Source organism: Sphingorhabdus buctiana (genome assembly GCF_042680825.1).
In the GTDB taxonomy this organism is placed as follows: domain Bacteria; phylum Pseudomonadota; class Alphaproteobacteria; order Sphingomonadales; family Sphingomonadaceae; genus Sphingorhabdus_B; species Sphingorhabdus_B buctiana.
In genome coordinates, this window is record NZ_JBHUEL010000007.1 from 60,077 (window position 1) to 74,788 (window position 14,712).

Sequence of the window (14,712 nt, forward strand, 5' to 3'; positions counted from 1 at the left end):
TGTGAAATTACAGGCAGATAAGTCGCAGCGTCACTTTAGCTAATGCTGTAAATCTGCGAAATATTCACGTTGTCGGGCAACACGACCCACACATCACTTTTGCACTTTCCTGATCGGACGAGTTAACCCCATTTCAGAAAGAAGCACATCCAACTCACCAGCGTTGATAGCAGACTTGCCGATTGTCGGTATGAGATGGTCGGGTTTCCCGACAATGATTGCTCCCACTTGCGGAGCTTCATTATTTCATCATATGTTTTGAACATGGACATTCCCAACAACACACTAGAATCGGCTCATCGCCATTCCAGCAAACATCGAGCAGAAATCGAACAAAGTGAGATTTGCGCCTGCTTCTCTTGCTGCAAATCGTTTTCAGCAAGCGACATAGATGAATGGCTCGATGATGGAGACGGGACTGCACTCTGTCCAAAGTGTGGAATTGATGCAGTGATAGGCTCTGCCTCTGGCTTTCCTGTAGTAAACGCAGAATTTATCCATGCGATGCACGAGTACTGGTTCAACTAAGCGCCCCCTTCGCAAAACGATCTGACAAGTCGCTCACCGCTCAATTTGTTCACTCTGCCTCAGACGGCAGTTGCGATCAAAAAATCGGATGGGGCTCCCTGTCACAGCCCCTTCATTCCCGCGCTAAGTGATAAATACACTCACAACGGAGTGTAAAATATGGGCGCCAAAACTGACGAAATTGACGAGATTCATTTACTACGAGATGCTGTGATTGCGGTCATAGATATGGCTGATGATGCTAGTAACGATAATGTGAAGCTGGCGATGGATATATTGCTGGCTGGCACTTCACAGCTTGGCACTATTTTCCAACGAAGATGCGTCCAGCTAGCGAACCAGAAACAACCCCGCGCTGCGAAACCACCTAAGCCAGCGCCACAGAAGAGTCCTCAGTCGCCAAAGCCGAAAACGAGCAACGTAGATACCCAAAATGGTAGCAACGGCTCAGAGGACCGTTCTAAGGCTGTTTCTTCAATTCAGCAGGGAATTCGCCAAGCTGAGCCAACGCTTGCAGATCAGCAAAAAGCGTTACGCGGATATGTCTACGGAGCGCAGAATGATGAGGTTGCGTTTCGCAAAGCTGCACAGGCAATCGCCAGATGAACAGCAAGCTCATCCAAAGCCAGAAGCGGCTGCACGACAGTCTGTTTGAACTTTACATGCACGGTGGGTTGGAACTGTTTCAGGCTGGAACTCGTGGGCTGAAGCGTGAACTCATCATAAGGCTTGAGACAAGCGCACTCACGCCAGAGAAGGGTGAGATAATTCACTACTATGCAGTCAATCGTTGGGATGAGGATGATGTGTTTGAGGAGTGGGCGAAGCCGCTGGTTGCGTTGTCACCAGAGGCAGAGCGTATCTTGGGGGTGACTAATTCGCAACTTGCACACTGTCGCTCAACTGATATTGTGCTTAATGAATTTTGGAATTTTGTGAATTAATAACGCTTAAAAATGAGTGCATTGAAACGTAGATTTGTAGCTCGGCGTTGTTAGGTGAAGGAAAGTTTGGCGATGCAACGTTACACTCGCACGGACGCATGGTCGATTGAGAGTAACGGCGTCAAGTATTCGATCCAGCCATGGGAATTCGAAACTATATCGGTCGACGTGCTAGACCTATACATATCCGCATCAAATCTCATTGACGCAGAAGATGATTCCTTTTTCAATAATACATGTGCAATTTCAATTCGTGGAAAAGCGGAATTTCCTAGTCTCGGCTTTGTGGGCAAGGACGAAAGTGTAAGCCCTCCACTCGAAATCGGTGAGTTTACGATTTTTCCTATTGACCCAGATGCGATGGAAAATGAATTTTATATGGGCGCGGGTCATTTGAGGGCGACATTAGGGGAATACAATTCCGAATTCGATAGCTGTGATGCGAACTCAATGATTGGAGATCCAAACGTCTTTGGAGTATGTCGTCTGCGAAACGATTTTTTACGCATCTATACAAACCGAGAAGTGTTTAAAGAACTGGCTTTGGGGTTAAAGCGTGGGTCAATTTCGAGGCTAACAATTAAAGTAAAGCTGTATAACTTATATACTGATGGCAGTTATCTGTACAGAAATGGAAAATTTTCTGATGACTGGGGTTCGCCGAAGAAAAAACTTTTTGCGTTTCAAGAGAACCCAAAAGGTGCCTCAGATTATGTATCTTACGGTATCGTAGAGTCTCTATACAAGGAATACAGAATTTACGAAATGGAGACGCACAGATCGAAAATAAATGAAAAAAATAGAAACATAATATTTCAAAATCAAATATCAGAAAAATTTAATGAATTTGATTTCAAATTAAAAAATATTAAAAACTTCAACATTTATATATTATTTTTGATATTTTTTGTTTTTTGTATGCAATTTTTTATTTAAAAATAAAACTTATTTTTAGAATCGTGCGGTAATTATTTTGCAAGCGCAAATTTTTATTCGGAATATATTAATTACGCCTTCCGCGAGATAACGACTGATAGTTTATAATCGAACAGCACTCTACATCAAAGATCATTGGCGAGGAAACTTGTCACTGACCTTATCATGCTGTGTGAATGGCTTGTTTGCCGCACTGGTCGCTGCGGTGCTTACCACATATGCTGCTGATGAAATTTTCCAAAGTAACCTTTCGGAGAAAGCATGGTTAGCTGCCACGCTAGCAGCATTTGGTTTGCCGATAGCGGTTTCCGTTTGGGCTATCATCGGTATCTGGCGATCAGCAGTAAGGCATCAGGCAACCGCGGGCACGATTAAATCGGCGCTCATAGCAAAACTGTTCGCATCAATGGGCGCATTGGGCTTGGTGGCACATTTAAGCCAAACACCGCCTCCGATTATAGAAAATGCATTAGTAGTAGGCGGCATTTACCCTTTCGGTTTGCCTGCTGAACTATCGGTAGACGGTCGTACATTACATATTGATGGGTCCATCACCGTTGAGGTCGTAGAGCAATTCAAAGAATTAATCGGCAAGCACCCCGAAGTTAATCAAGTATCACTAACATCTCCAGGTGGCAGCATAGATGCTGCAGTTGAAATCTCGTCAATCATTAAAGAGCGTAATCTATCAACGGTGGCAGATGGAGAGTGTTCGTCGGCGTGTACGATGATATTCTTATCAAGCAAGGTTCGGGCTTTTGACGTTGATGCGTCATTAGGTTTCCATAGTCCGAGTGGTGGAGGTTATGGTGATGATGTAGTCGTCAATGGCACTTCACTCGAAATAAGGCTGGCATATGCGGATGCTGGATTATCAGAACCTTTTGCCGATAAGGTATTTGGCACTCCCTCAAATTCGATGTGGCATCCAATCGACTATGTTCTCATTAGGGAAGGTGCCGTAAACTTGTTTACAAAGGCTAGGATTATTCAAGATCACGAGGAATCGATAAAATCCTTTAATGAAACCAAGCCTCTTAAGATTGATGAATTTATGTCAGTCGTCAGCGCAAAAAGAGATAATACCAATCTAACATATACGCACATGTTCTCATTGCGAGAGGATGAGATTGACTGGGCAGCTATGTCGGAAGAGATTGCCGATAATGCCGATGAGTTAATTTGCGGCGACGCTATTAGTAATCTTATGGTGAAGTCAGGTGCTATCTACACCTATTTGTATGTAGACAAAATTGGAAAAAAGGTCGGCATGGTGAAAATTGAGAAGTGCCCGATACGTCCAAACAGTTAGCAGCCAAGACTTTCCGAAAAACTGGTCGTCTTGATTGATCGATGCACGGATAGCTTTGAGGCGCAGCATGTAAGCCTGATTGCATTGGACCTTGGTAATCGCTTGATATGAAGCTGCATCATTGGCAAGACTCGGTCTGAAGCGAAAAGGGGGCGGACGCTAATGTTCAGCATGACAGATATCAAGGCGCACACAGTCTATAAGATAGTGATGTTTCTGCCCAATCTCATACTCCTTGCGTTAGCGATCTTCGCTTACCCATTCGTATCGTACATGGTGGGTTTCAGTTTCGCAGACAGCTTAGTGATGCAGATTGTGTTGTCCATCGTTGCGTATTTCATCATAGGAATTGTTTGGTTCTTTATTGTCCAAGCTATCGAATTTGTTCTCAAAGAAATTTTCTACCTTCTGATTGATGTATCACCTTCAAAAGGTCTCAATGCTGAAGAGAGCAAGGCTGTTCTGTTTGCAGGGCAAGCGATTTTAGATTATTTGGAGTTCGAAAGAAACGTCCGAAACGTCAGCTACGAAGTCGTGGATCGTATATCACGACAAGGTCTATTTGGTTTCATTTTCAAAGATGCTGTTTCAAAAAGGCTTTGGGCAATTGTTGATTATTACCAGAAAAATCCAAATGACGCAGTGAACCAATACCAAGTGAAGAAAATACTGAAAAATAATGGCATCGCACAGCCATGGTATGAAATGATTTTGAATAACGCATACGTCCGTTACATGGTTTTGCCGCCTATGTTTTTCATTTATCTGCTCATTGAGCAGCCAAGCATTTGATATAAGGGTTTTGGGAGATGGCGTTGGATTATGACGTAGACCTCAAAGTATCTCTCGAAACAGATACTAAGCACCAAAGTCTATATAAGTGGTGCCTCAAAGAAACGAACGAAAATGGCGATCAAGTTGGTGTGGACTTGATTCCATTTTTTTGGAGCTCATATTTCCATTCAACTCATTTGGAAATTCACAGCTTTGTCAGTTCTAAGGCTAATTTTAGCTTTGACGGTAGTAAACTTAATGAGATTGAGGCGCATAATTTTACTAAGAAGGACCTAATTTTTGCTAGGTTGGCTTCAGGAAACTATAGAGATGATGATTGGCGTGCACCCCCTTCAATCTCAATGATTGGGTCGACACGGAAGGTTGAAAATATATCGCTCAGGATCAATCGCACACCAGACGGTGCGCAAGAATCTTGCACCGTTTGGGGGAGTCTTGCCTACGACAGCGAAGTAGATTTTCGCAACGAAAAGACTGAAGATACAATCGAGATTAGCCTCTATCTTGAGAACGACAACTTCGATAGCTTGTTTGATCTGATAAGAAGTAGTCAGATTGATCGTCTCTCATTGAGTCTTAGTCAAGTACAAGGGTTCTACTCAGAATGGAGCCCTTCAATTTCCACGAGACGTATTAAAGTTTTGGCAAATCTGAGTGATCATGGGATTGAAGTTGACGACGAGTGGAAGGAACGCATTCCTTCACTTGGAAGGGTTGGGGAAGTGTCGATTGCTGTTGAGCGCACTTACTCAGCCAAGCTATCGCCTGCTCTTGTTGATGGGGATGAAGACGATTGGTTAAGCGAAAGCGACGATAGCGATTTAGAATCGGCTATTAAGAAACAAAGTCGTTCAGACGGAGAGCTGCGTGACAAGTTTTTGGAACGCTCCTTGTCACGAATTTCAAAGCTGCTTGGTATCTTGATCGTGATCGAAGTTGTGAGAGCCTTCTTTTAACTTATGAAAATTGTTTGGATCGGATTTGCTGTGTCAGATAGGTGACAGAGCGAGAAGTAATCAACATAGGTTGGCACCTTCGGAAATCAGTAGCTTGCCATACAAAGCCTTAGCCATCTGAATTGCTTCGTAAGCGTTAGTAGCTGTGACATACTGCTTTCCAAAGCCAGCTCCTGGCTCATCCTTGTAACGCACTAGCACCCACCACTGCCTTGCTTGTGACATTGTTATCTCCTCAGATCACATTAACTGCGTTTGCCAATTGCTCGTCACTGACCCAGCAATATCCAGCAGTAGTAGCGATGTTAGCGTGACCCATAGCTTGCTGAATTGTAGCCATCCCAATGCCAGCTGCGTTCAATCTGGTAGCAAATGTCCTTCTTCCAGAATGACTGCTCGTCCTGATACCAGCTTGTGCGTAGATCGCTTTGAAGCGAAAACTGAGACTGATGTTACTAAAATGGTTGCAAGTCCGCGATGAGCGAATGAACGCTTTGCTATCATCAAGCTGGCTAATCTGAGCGAGATATTGATTTAGGATTTTGCGAAGCTCATCTGAGATAAATACACGCCGTGAGCGATTGCCCTTCGTTTGATGCTTGCTCAGATTGATGACTTCTACTGCTCGTCCATCAATCCCACGCACATCTGAAATCTTCAAAGCTGCAATTTCTCCGATACGTGCGCCCGCAAAAATGCTGAGTGCCATAGCAGCCTTATCTCTGAGACCATTTTTCCCTGTGTCAGCGATACGCATCACTCGTTTGATTTCGTCTTTAGTAAGAACCTTTGCTTTTCCCATTTTGCCTATCTCTCATTAACTTTTGATATGAGAGAAATATAAATTAATCAGTAGCTTGGTCCTACCGATTTCCTCCTTGTGAGAATCCGTTGGTTTCCAATAGCTTCAGCGTTTTTCATTAACTTTGAGCTATTTGTTAATGTCTGTTACGAAGCTAAATTCGTTTTAAATGAGGTAATTGAAGTGAGCGCCTGGATAACCTTGGATTGTATACTAGGTTCATTCTCTAGTTTTCTCGAGAAATGGCAGACGCTGGCTGCTGCAATGATCGCTCTATGTGCCGCATATAAAGCTAATAAGCTGATTGCAGCGCAAATGGCTCAGACGAAGGGTCTCGAAGACAAAAAAATTGAGGGTCAGCATACGGCTTATAGAGCTAGCTTGGTCCTCACTCTCACAAAAATTGTTCGTTACTGCCAAGTAAACTCAATTACTCTAAAAACCGTCCATCAGAATATTTCTTACGCCCCTGATATAAACATACCAATTTTGCCTGAAGCATTTGAGGTTGCGATTGAGAAAGTTATTTCCACCTCCCCCAGCAAAAATTTAACGGAGCTTTTAATATCTCTTATTCGTAATCTGCAGATTTTTGACTCGAGAATTCATTCGCTGAAAAATCATAAATCTAATGGCGAGATTATAACACAAAGAAATATAGAGACACTTATCAGACAATGTGTCCATATACATTCAATATGCGGTCCGCTTATGGAGTATGCTAGATTCAGAGATGAGAATGTTCCAGATCATATAGACTGGAGCGCATATGAAAATTCAATTAGTAATCTAGATTATCATAGAGACGAATTTGAGGATCTATTCTCAGAAATGGATAGGCTAAAATCACAGGGCAAAATGCCAGATATTTATTAAGTGATTAGCATTCGCTAATGCACTTCGATTTCGTTTGATGCTTCGCTTCAGCTTCGCCTTCGCTTGATCAACCTTCAATCGACCTTTCTCAAAATTTTAGAAGTAGACAGTGCTTCTCTAGAAAAAGGTAATACTGAGCTAAAGACGCTGGAATCACGTTCAGCATCTTTGCTCAGCATTTCAATGTGAGGTAATTAAACGAGCGAGACGCTCTGACCTCGTGTCAGAAAAGTCGTCCCAATGTGTTCCTGTTCTTAGTGACCCGCTCTATGTCAGTTTGATCGACTAAGCGATCATGATGCGATCAATCCCTCGCTTGGCACTATAGAAAGTTGCGTTTATCTGATCTTTGGCAGTTCTAATGCGTTGAATGTTCACACCAAACTCCCCTCCCATCAGCCAACTTCCGCATTCTGCCAACATGCAGATCGTCCCTCGAAAGTAGATTTCGTTTAGATTTGCAGGCTTTGTCAAAACAAGATGCATGTGATTTCGCATTCGTCCAAATCCTCCCTCGAGTATTCCAGCGTTGCCAATCGTGAGCTTTTGACTTTGCCACAACGACTTTGGCTGCGTTCGTTTTGACAAAGCCTGCACGAAACTTTGATACGCCTGATAATAAACTGCATCGTCTCCACGAACCCAAACTGACCACCCATTGTTCGCTTTGATCTGTCGCTGCTGCTTGAGTTGTAGCGTGACGAAGTGCGTGGGGTTCAGTTGATTGACGAGTTCGAACGCTGCATTCTCTGCGTTGCTGTACTCGTGACCCTCTATCTTATTGATGATTTCGCCACGCAGTCTCATTCTGCGCCTATATTCCTTCACATGCTGAGAGTAATATTCCTTCATTAAAATCGTCCTTCGCTGAGCGAAGCAATAAATAGTCTCGTGATGAAAAAGACCTCCACGTCTATTTTCGAATTATTGCCTGCACAGTTATTTATTAGCGAAGGACGAAAACGTGAAAAAAGTTATACTAGACGAGATTTTTGAAACATTGAGTGGAGTGGGTGTTGTCTCTACTGAAGGTGAGTTCAGCCAAGATTGGCTTGGGCATTGCGAGAGCTATCTCAGAACACTGCGCTTCAAAAACGCAGAACCAAGTCTGGGCACAATCGCAATATGTGCGAGTAGATTACAGAATGCCGCTGACCAATTAGGAGCGTTGCCGCGCTATCAGCCATTGGCGCAGCAGCTTGCTTCAATGAGCATAAAATGCCGTTCATTGGTTGATGCTGATAGCGTGGAGTTTGATCTGGGTTAATCTTGTCGTGTAACCCGACCTAGATCAGCGTCGGCTCTTCGAAGTCCTCTGTCTCAAAGACTGGCTTCATCGGTTTAGTGACTTTGTCCCGCAAAGCACGGGGAAGCTCCACCAGCTTGCCAGGCTTTTCATAGTCGGTGAAATCAGGAAACCTACCGCGCTCAACATTGCGGATTAGCAGCTTGGCTTTATCGAGCCGTCTCTTAAGTTCAGTTGATACGGCGATTTTGTGGTTCACATCGCCTTCATCGCCAGAGAATGCTGCAGTGATCCCCAGCTTCTTCGCCAATTCGTATTGCTTGAGGTTGGGGAAATTTTGCTTAGCTTCCCAAGCTGTCAGGCTTTTGTAGAGTGACTTTAGCGAGGGATTTTTGCTGGTTACCTCAAACAGAGCTTCGCCTTTCTTTTCGCCAAATGCCCTAATGCGATCTTCTACAATCGGACGCATTAGTTGCTGAAACTCCGCAGTCATTCGCTTGAGGTCTGTTCCAATAGGAATACTCAGAACAATGCGATCCGCCCCGAGCTCCTTGTCGAGCATAGGATCATTGATTTCTCTAATCGGATAGCGAACCCCTTGTGAAAAAAGACGGCGTCCTGTGTGCATCCGTAGCTTGCTCTCACGAGTATGACCGCCTTTTGTCCACCAGCGCATAAAGTCATCGCTGCGCACATCGCCGAAGTAAGTGTAGAGGTCTGCAAGCTCTCCTTCTCCAGCGTTGTCACAGCATTGCTTGTATCGTTCGCTCAGGCGCAAAAATGCCCACCAGTAATAATAGACGCTCCACATATATCCTGGCGCATTTGGATAGGGCGGCTGGGTGTCGCGGGCGCTCGTATCATCAAGGTTGGTTACAGGCGGGGCATAGCGAAAATACAGGACCCTGCGCCCGTAGAGCATCTTCTCGTACATCACTCACTCCCCAATAAGCACTTCTGGAACAGAACTAATTCCAGAGTGGCATTTTTACGGTTGTCAATCTCAAGCCTATTTGCGGGTCATCGGCAAGCATGGTGCTAGCCGAAAATATGAAAGACCTTAATCATGACTACTACACTTGAAACTAACGTAAACTTCAACATCGCTGACATCGCTGCACTGCCCAGCATCACCGTTCCAGCTAACGCAACTATCTCGGTTGACACTGGCGAATCTGAATGGGTCGCTCCTGTCATTAACAATGCATACAACACCATCGTCAGTCTTGTTGCAGATCAAGAAATCTGGCTCAATGGCGTACATCGCACTGCAAACGAGCAGCTTTATGTGATTTTGCAGCGTTGCTATCATCTCTACTCGTTGATGGCTTCCGACAAGGCTCAGAACGAAAATCTTAAAGCTGCGATTGAGCGTCACAACAATGAGCGCAATCTTGGCATCGACACAAAATCGCACACGATGACAAATATCATCAAAGTTGTGTTCGGTGCAGATCGTCGTCGTGCAAGCTCATACAGTTCGGCGCTGCGTGTTGCTCTTGCTGAAAAGGTCGAGGTGCAGGATCTTCCGAAATTCCTGCGTGACGCTGGCGGCGTAGAGGAAGTTCGTCGTCAGCAGACGAACGGTGGCGCTCCGAAAGTAGACAAGGTTGAAGCTGCTGTAAGGCAGATTGCAAATGTGAACCTTGCTGTGATTGACGCAGACGCAGTTTCCTCAAAGCTCGACTGTGGCGCTATCGGTAAGCAAGTCGTTCTGGTGGCAACGCAGGATGTCAACGGCACTCTTAACATCAATGCAGTTGTACAAACTGAAGGTGTCACAAAGGCAGTACTCACTGCAATCTACAATGCCGAACATAAAGAATGGGCAAATCTGGGACAGGAAGATCAGCCAGCATCGGAAGCTGACGAACTTGATGCTCTCATCAATGCTGCGGTGAACGACACTGATTTTGCTGCTGCAGCGTAAGTTATGAAGCGCAAACGGGGAGGCATTTTGCCTCCCCTTTTTTATCTAAAGGAAACGGAAATGTCTCATAGTAACAACGCATATTCACCCAAGAGCATCAATGACATTGTTTACGGCAGTGACACAGCAAAAGAACTCGTATCGCAGCTTGTAACGGGTTTGATGCCCTTCCCATTTTCTGGTGTGAACGGTATCATTCTTTACGGACCAAATGGGACAGGAAAATCGGCACTTGCTCGTATTTTGCCTGCTGCGATTGATAGCTTTGGGTCACCCAATGCTGATCAGGTTGACTACAACTTTTACAAGATTACCGCCGCGACCGATGCAAAAGAGCTAGTCGAGAAAGTTGCATACCAAACGCAGCTTATACCCCATACCCGTTTTCGGTATTTCATTTTCGATGAATTTGATCTCCTCAACCCACGCTATTTGCCGTCCATCAAGTCAGTCATGAACTGCGAGACAGCAGTGTTTATCATGACCACTAATAATATCAGCAAGATCGAGAACAGCATCAAGAGCCGTTCGCATTTGATTCCCATGCCATTTGCAGATGCCCATCATTGGGTTCCTGTGATGCAATCAGTCCTTCTTGATCAGAAGGTACTTGCTCCAAGCGAACAGTATCTTTGTAATATCGTTACTAGTTGCAAATATGATGCACGGAAGATCATGGGAGCGACACTGCGGTTGGCAAACGATCTTCGCAGCGCGGGTAAGATAATTCTGCCAACCATCCAGACCGATGATGCCCTTATGATCGCTGCATGATCATCACTGTCGGGTTACCCGACAACAGAGCCTACAAGAGTTCAAGCCCCGCCATTTGTGCGGGGCTTTTTGTATACTCTCATTACAAATTACCTCAAAAACTATACAACATAGCGAACGATATTTTCCGCTCACCGCGCCCAAAATGTATTGATTTGTATGAGAAAAATGGTGCCGCCTATAGGATTCGAACCTACGACCCCCGCATTACGAATGCGATGCTCTACCAACTGAGCTAAGGCGGCAATGGCGTGTCCATTAGCGGGAATAAGCTCAATTTCCCAGCCTTTTTTTATCGGTTTTCACCGTCAGTCTATAGCGCCACTCTGCAACTGAGCGATGTTCATCTCGGCAGTGAGATGCTTGGCATAGAACCTATCAATCATCTCGACAGAGGTTCTTGCGCTACGAGCAATAGTAAGCAGATCAATGCCTTCTCCATGTATCATGCGGAACATGATACATGTGTGCCTCAAGCTGTAGAGCGTCCTTGCATCGCCATTTGAGCCCGTTTTCAACCCAGCAACCTTCAGCACTTGATCAAATTGCCGTGTGATATCCCGCAATGCATAATCACGGTTCAACTGCTGTGGACAAAACAGATAGTCATCTGGCTTCCCAAAGCCTTCTGCCTTTTGACGCTCCAGCAATCCGTCATAAACCTCGACAGCCTTTTTGAGCGTCACGACTGGGCTTCCATGACCCTTTGTCGGTGGATGCGTCAGTCGCAGATAAGTGTCTTTGCCGCGAATAATCGCCACATGCTTATGCTGAAGCACTTTGATATCAGTGGGACGAATGAACGAGTTCGTCATGAAGATGATGAGATCATACACATCTTGTGTAATCTCGACATTGCGCAGGAACTTTCCAGCCTTTGTATCTACCCGTATTTTCGTGCCAATGCGTGACCTACAGACGGAATGAAGCGTACTATACTCTTTGCTGTTGAACCAAGGACGAGCTGTATCTGTTGTCTTCAAACGCGGAAACGCTGGAAGCCCAGTTATCACTCCAACTCGCTGAGCGTACTTTAATATCGTCTTTATGTGGGAGAGATGAATCTTCAGCGTGTTGATCGTGAGCGGACGATCTGGCGTACTCAGCTTGTTGATGTAATCGCTGATGACACTGTAATCTATGTCCGCAATCTCATACTTTCCGAAGTGCGGTAGCAAGTCAGCTTCCAGACGCCCTGCGTCATAACTAATTTTCTGCTTTGATAATTCACCACGCTTGAACCGTGCATCATTCTCTTTGGCAAGACCGCGAGCGCAAACTTCAAAGCCACTTGTTTTCGTAAACGGCAGATTGTTCATCTTGCGATGCTTGAGGTCCACAAAGACCTTCTTTGCAGCTTTGATCGCTTCCTTTTTGTCAGCAACCTTCAAACTACGACGAACGATTTTTCCGTCTTCGTAGTACCGCGCATACCAGAAAGGAGACGCCGCCATTTTGTAAATCGTGAGCGTCCCAAAACCCGTCACCTTCTGTAGCGAACTTGGAATGGGCTGCGTGCGGTCACGCACTGTCGGGTCAACACGACTTTGACTAGCGTTTACAATGCCTTTGCTCATGAAATTGTTGTATAGTGAAAACTATACAACAGCAAGCGTGTCTAAATCACTGTAAGTACTGCATTTCTGGGAAAAATGGGGTGTTCGCCAACACATTACGAATGATGTGCTCTACCGACTGAGCTAAAGCGGCGACGGGCGGGCGATTACCAGCGTGTGGGTCGTAAGACAAGCCCTGCGCTTACCAATCGATTTTTCCGCTCTTATTTGCCTGTCCAGTTCCCCGGGCGCTTTTCGATGAAGGCCGCCATGCCTTCCTTCTGGTCCTCGCTGCCGAACAGGCCGTGGAACAGGCGGCGTTCGAAGACGACGCCTTGCTGCAGTGTGGTTTCAAATGCGGCGTTGACCATTTCCTTGGCGGCGATGGCAGCCAGCGGCGCCATTCCGGCGATGGTCTCAGCGGTTTTCAAGGCTTCGGTAACAAGGTCTGCAGCTGGCACCACACGGGCGACGAGGCCCGATGCTTCGGCTTCGGCGGCATCCATGTTACGCCCCGTCAGGCACATTTCCATCGCCTTGGCCTTGCCCACCGCGCGGGTAAGGCGCTGCGATCCACCCATGCCGGGGGTGACCGCAAGCTTGATTTCGGGCTGGCCGAATTTTGCGCTGTCAGCGGCAATGATGAAGTCCGCCATCATCGCGAGTTCGCATCCGCCGCCGAGCGCCCATCCGGCAACTGCGGCGATCCAGGGCTTGCGCGTTGCTGTCACGCGATCATAGCCTGCGAAGAAATTGGAGCCATACATGTCGGCGAAGCTCTGGCTCGACATCTCCTTGATATCGGCGCCAGCAGCAAAGGCCTTTTCGCTGCCGGTCAGGACGGCGCAACGCTGGCTTTCGTCGGCGTCGAATTTGGCAAAGGCGTCGGTCAGGTCGGCGAGCACCTGGCTGTTAAGCGCGTTCAGTGCCTGCGGCCGATTGAGCGTGATCAGTGTGACCGCGCCCTTTTGTTCGACGAGGATGGTTTCGTAACTCATAGCGGTTTCCATTCTTCCTGTGGCGGCAAAGGTGCGAAGATCGCGTCGAGCAGTTCTTCGCTAACACCCTCGGCATTTGCCGGATTCCATTTGGGATCATTGTCCTTGTCGACGATCACCGCGCGCACGCCTTCGGCAAAATCGGGGCGGGTGAGGACGCGGCTGCCGATGCGATATTCCATCGCCATATTGTCAGCGAAATCGTCAAGGCCGGCGCTCGTTGCCAATTGCCGTAGCGCAACCTTGCAGGTCTGCGGGCTTTTGGTGCGCAGCGTTGCCAGCTCCTTCATCGCCCAGTCGCTGTCATCGCCCTCAAGGCTCGCCAGAATATCTTCATAGCGATCAGAGGCGAAATGCCGGTTGATGGCGAGGATGTTGCTGACAATGCGCGCTTCGGGAGGTGAAGCGGAAAGGGTGCCCAAAATGCCGTCAATACGCTCAGGATCCTCAACCGCGATCCGCGCCTTCGCCTCGGCCAGCGCTTCGGAAGGCAGATAGTGCGTGGCAAGGCCGAGCGCGAGGCATTCGGCGCCATCGAGCCGTGCGCCGGTCAGCGCAAGGAAATGGCCGACGCGCCCTTCAAGCCGCGAAAGATACCAGCCGCCGCCGACATCAGGAAACAGACCGATGCCGGTTTCAGGCATTGCAAAACGCGTATTTTCCGTGGCGACCCGGAACCGGGCGGGTTGGCTGATGCCCACGCCGCCACCCATGGTGATCCCGTCCATGAATGCCACCACAGGCTTGGGGTAGGTGAACAGCAGGTGGTTCAGCTGATATTCGTCGTGAAAGAATTTGCGGCCCGATGCGCCTCCGTCGTTAAGCGCCGAATTGCGCAGGAAGGCGATGTCGCCGCCAGCGCAAAAGCCGCGACCCTCGGCATGGTCGATGATGATGCATTTGACCGCATCGTCATCCTTCCATTTGAGCAACGCCTCGGTCATCGCGTGAACCATGGGCAAGGTCAGCGCGTGGATCGCACCCGGGCGATTGAGGCTGATAAACCCCGCATGGCCCTCGATTCGAGTCAGGATATCGTCTGTCATCGCGGCCCCTATG

General features: G+C 47.0%; 17 protein-coding genes and 1 tRNA gene. 11 read left to right on the forward strand and 7 right to left on the reverse strand.

Going from position 1 to position 14,712, the window contains the following annotated elements; genetic code table 11:
- The first annotated feature begins 264 nt into the window (after nt 1-264).
- The 7 genes from ACFSAG_RS07405 (at nt 265) to ACFSAG_RS07435 (ending at nt 5,471) form a co-directional block, all read left to right on the forward strand.
- Complete coding sequence (locus tag ACFSAG_RS07405; RefSeq protein ID WP_381513012.1) at nt 265-528, forward strand: cytoplasmic protein; 264 nt, start codon at nt 265-267, stop codon at nt 526-528.
- Between the two features lie 159 nt (nt 529-687).
- Nucleotides 688-1,134, forward strand: a complete 447-nt coding sequence (locus ACFSAG_RS07410; RefSeq protein ID WP_381513015.1) for a hypothetical protein — start codon at nt 688-690, stop codon at nt 1,132-1,134.
- Nucleotides 1,131-1,472, forward strand: coding sequence for a 3'-5' exonuclease family protein (locus ACFSAG_RS07415; RefSeq protein WP_381513017.1), 342 nt, complete (start codon nt 1,131-1,133; stop codon nt 1,470-1,472). The genes ACFSAG_RS07410 and ACFSAG_RS07415 overlap by 4 nt, the downstream gene beginning before the upstream one ends.
- A gap of 72 nt (nt 1,473-1,544) precedes the next feature.
- Nucleotides 1,545-2,408: a hypothetical protein gene (locus tag ACFSAG_RS07420; protein WP_381513020.1), complete on the forward strand. Its 864-nt coding sequence runs from the start codon at nt 1,545-1,547 to the stop codon at nt 2,406-2,408.
- A 172-nt stretch (nt 2,409-2,580) separates the two neighbouring features.
- Nucleotides 2,581-3,720 (forward strand): hypothetical protein, encoded by a 1,140-nt coding sequence (locus ACFSAG_RS07425; RefSeq protein ID WP_381513022.1) that lies wholly within the window; start codon nt 2,581-2,583, stop codon nt 3,718-3,720.
- Nucleotides 3,721-3,891: 171 nt separating this feature from the next.
- A complete protein-coding gene (locus ACFSAG_RS07430) occupies nt 3,892-4,512 on the forward strand; it encodes a hypothetical protein (protein ID WP_381513025.1) in 621 nt (206 codons plus the stop codon).
- A gap of 17 nt (nt 4,513-4,529) precedes the next feature.
- Nucleotides 4,530-5,471, forward strand: coding sequence for a hypothetical protein (locus ACFSAG_RS07435; RefSeq protein WP_381513027.1), 942 nt, complete (start codon nt 4,530-4,532; stop codon nt 5,469-5,471).
- A gap of 235 nt (nt 5,472-5,706) precedes the next feature.
- Here the strand turns inward: ACFSAG_RS07435 and ACFSAG_RS07440 are convergent, their stop codons facing one another.
- The gene (locus tag ACFSAG_RS07440; RefSeq protein WP_381513029.1) at nt 5,707-6,273 is read right to left on the reverse strand and encodes a tyrosine-type recombinase/integrase; all 567 of its coding nucleotides are present in this window, start codon (nt 6,271-6,273) and stop codon (nt 5,707-5,709) included.
- A gap of 78 nt (nt 6,274-6,351) precedes the next feature.
- On the opposite strand from ACFSAG_RS07440, the gene ACFSAG_RS07445 reads away from it, so the two are divergent.
- Nucleotides 6,352-7,149: a hypothetical protein gene (locus ACFSAG_RS07445; RefSeq protein ID WP_381513032.1), complete on the forward strand. Its 798-nt coding sequence runs from the start codon at nt 6,352-6,354 to the stop codon at nt 7,147-7,149.
- A 285-nt stretch (nt 7,150-7,434) separates the two neighbouring features.
- On the opposite strand, the gene ACFSAG_RS07450 is transcribed toward ACFSAG_RS07445, so the two are convergent.
- Nucleotides 7,435-8,001 (reverse strand): hypothetical protein, encoded by a 567-nt coding sequence (locus ACFSAG_RS07450; RefSeq protein WP_381513035.1) that lies wholly within the window; start codon nt 7,999-8,001, stop codon nt 7,435-7,437.
- Between the two features lie 112 nt (nt 8,002-8,113).
- Between ACFSAG_RS07450 and ACFSAG_RS07455 the strand changes: the two genes are divergently transcribed.
- Nucleotides 8,114-8,416 (forward strand): DUF6626 family protein, encoded by a 303-nt coding sequence (locus ACFSAG_RS07455; RefSeq protein WP_381513038.1) that lies wholly within the window; start codon nt 8,114-8,116, stop codon nt 8,414-8,416.
- A gap of 19 nt (nt 8,417-8,435) precedes the next feature.
- Here ACFSAG_RS07455 and ACFSAG_RS07460 read toward each other — a convergent pair whose 3' ends face one another.
- Complete coding sequence (locus ACFSAG_RS07460) at nt 8,436-9,329, reverse strand: hypothetical protein (RefSeq protein WP_381513041.1); 894 nt, start codon at nt 9,327-9,329, stop codon at nt 8,436-8,438.
- Between the two features lie 132 nt (nt 9,330-9,461).
- On the opposite strand from ACFSAG_RS07460, the gene ACFSAG_RS07465 reads away from it, so the two are divergent.
- Nucleotides 9,462-10,325, forward strand: a complete 864-nt coding sequence (locus tag ACFSAG_RS07465; protein WP_381513044.1) for a hypothetical protein — start codon at nt 9,462-9,464, stop codon at nt 10,323-10,325.
- A gap of 60 nt (nt 10,326-10,385) precedes the next feature.
- Complete coding sequence (locus tag ACFSAG_RS07470; protein WP_381513046.1) at nt 10,386-11,099, forward strand: AAA family ATPase; 714 nt, start codon at nt 10,386-10,388, stop codon at nt 11,097-11,099.
- Between the two features lie 169 nt (nt 11,100-11,268).
- On the opposite strand, the gene ACFSAG_RS07475 is transcribed toward ACFSAG_RS07470, so the two are convergent.
- The 4 genes from ACFSAG_RS07475 to ACFSAG_RS07490 all read right to left on the reverse strand — a co-directional run bounded on the left by ACFSAG_RS07475 (nt 11,269) and on the right by ACFSAG_RS07490 (nt 14,699).
- A tRNA-Thr gene (locus ACFSAG_RS07475) sits at nt 11,269-11,344 on the reverse strand.
- Between the two features lie 63 nt (nt 11,345-11,407).
- Complete coding sequence (locus tag ACFSAG_RS07480; RefSeq protein WP_381513048.1) at nt 11,408-12,676, reverse strand: tyrosine-type recombinase/integrase; 1,269 nt, start codon at nt 12,674-12,676, stop codon at nt 11,408-11,410.
- A 203-nt stretch (nt 12,677-12,879) separates the two neighbouring features.
- On the reverse strand, nt 12,880-13,653 hold the full coding sequence (locus tag ACFSAG_RS07485; RefSeq protein WP_381513051.1) for an enoyl-CoA hydratase: 774 nt from the start codon (nt 13,651-13,653) through the stop codon (nt 12,880-12,882).
- Nucleotides 13,650-14,699 (reverse strand): enoyl-CoA hydratase/isomerase family protein, encoded by a 1,050-nt coding sequence (locus tag ACFSAG_RS07490; protein ID WP_381513054.1) that lies wholly within the window; start codon nt 14,697-14,699, stop codon nt 13,650-13,652. The genes ACFSAG_RS07485 and ACFSAG_RS07490 overlap by 4 nt, the downstream gene beginning before the upstream one ends.
- Nucleotides 14,700-14,712 lie beyond the last annotated feature (13 nt).

What these genes read in the sequence shown, in the direction of transcription:
- ACFSAG_RS07490 (WP_381513054.1), bottom strand. Translation starts at nt 14,699, where the DNA reads ATGACAGACGATATCCTGACTCGAATCGAGGGCCATGCGGGGTTTATC.
- ACFSAG_RS07410 (WP_381513015.1), top strand. Translation starts at nt 688, where the DNA reads ATGGGCGCCAAAACTGACGAAATTGACGAGATTCATTTACTACGAGAT.
- ACFSAG_RS07405 (WP_381513012.1), top strand. Translation starts at nt 265, where the DNA reads ATGGACATTCCCAACAACACACTAGAATCGGCTCATCGCCATTCCAGC.
- ACFSAG_RS07430 (WP_381513025.1), top strand. Translation starts at nt 3,892, where the DNA reads ATGACAGATATCAAGGCGCACACAGTCTATAAGATAGTGATGTTTCTG.
- ACFSAG_RS07465 (WP_381513044.1), top strand. Translation starts at nt 9,462, where the DNA reads ATGACTACTACACTTGAAACTAACGTAAACTTCAACATCGCTGACATC.
- ACFSAG_RS07440 (WP_381513029.1), bottom strand. Translation starts at nt 6,273, where the DNA reads ATGGGAAAAGCAAAGGTTCTTACTAAAGACGAAATCAAACGAGTGATG.
- ACFSAG_RS07470 (WP_381513046.1), top strand. Translation starts at nt 10,386, where the DNA reads ATGTCTCATAGTAACAACGCATATTCACCCAAGAGCATCAATGACATT.
- ACFSAG_RS07435 (WP_381513027.1), top strand. Translation starts at nt 4,530, where the DNA reads ATGGCGTTGGATTATGACGTAGACCTCAAAGTATCTCTCGAAACAGAT.
- ACFSAG_RS07480 (WP_381513048.1), bottom strand. Translation starts at nt 12,676, where the DNA reads ATGAGCAAAGGCATTGTAAACGCTAGTCAAAGTCGTGTTGACCCGACA.
- ACFSAG_RS07460 (WP_381513041.1), bottom strand. Translation starts at nt 9,329, where the DNA reads ATGTACGAGAAGATGCTCTACGGGCGCAGGGTCCTGTATTTTCGCTAT.
- ACFSAG_RS07415 (WP_381513017.1), top strand. Translation starts at nt 1,131, where the DNA reads ATGAACAGCAAGCTCATCCAAAGCCAGAAGCGGCTGCACGACAGTCTG.
- ACFSAG_RS07485 (WP_381513051.1), bottom strand. Translation starts at nt 13,653, where the DNA reads ATGAGTTACGAAACCATCCTCGTCGAACAAAAGGGCGCGGTCACACTG.
- ACFSAG_RS07450 (WP_381513035.1), bottom strand. Translation starts at nt 8,001, where the DNA reads ATGAAGGAATATTACTCTCAGCATGTGAAGGAATATAGGCGCAGAATG.
- ACFSAG_RS07420 (WP_381513020.1), top strand. Translation starts at nt 1,545, where the DNA reads ATGCAACGTTACACTCGCACGGACGCATGGTCGATTGAGAGTAACGGC.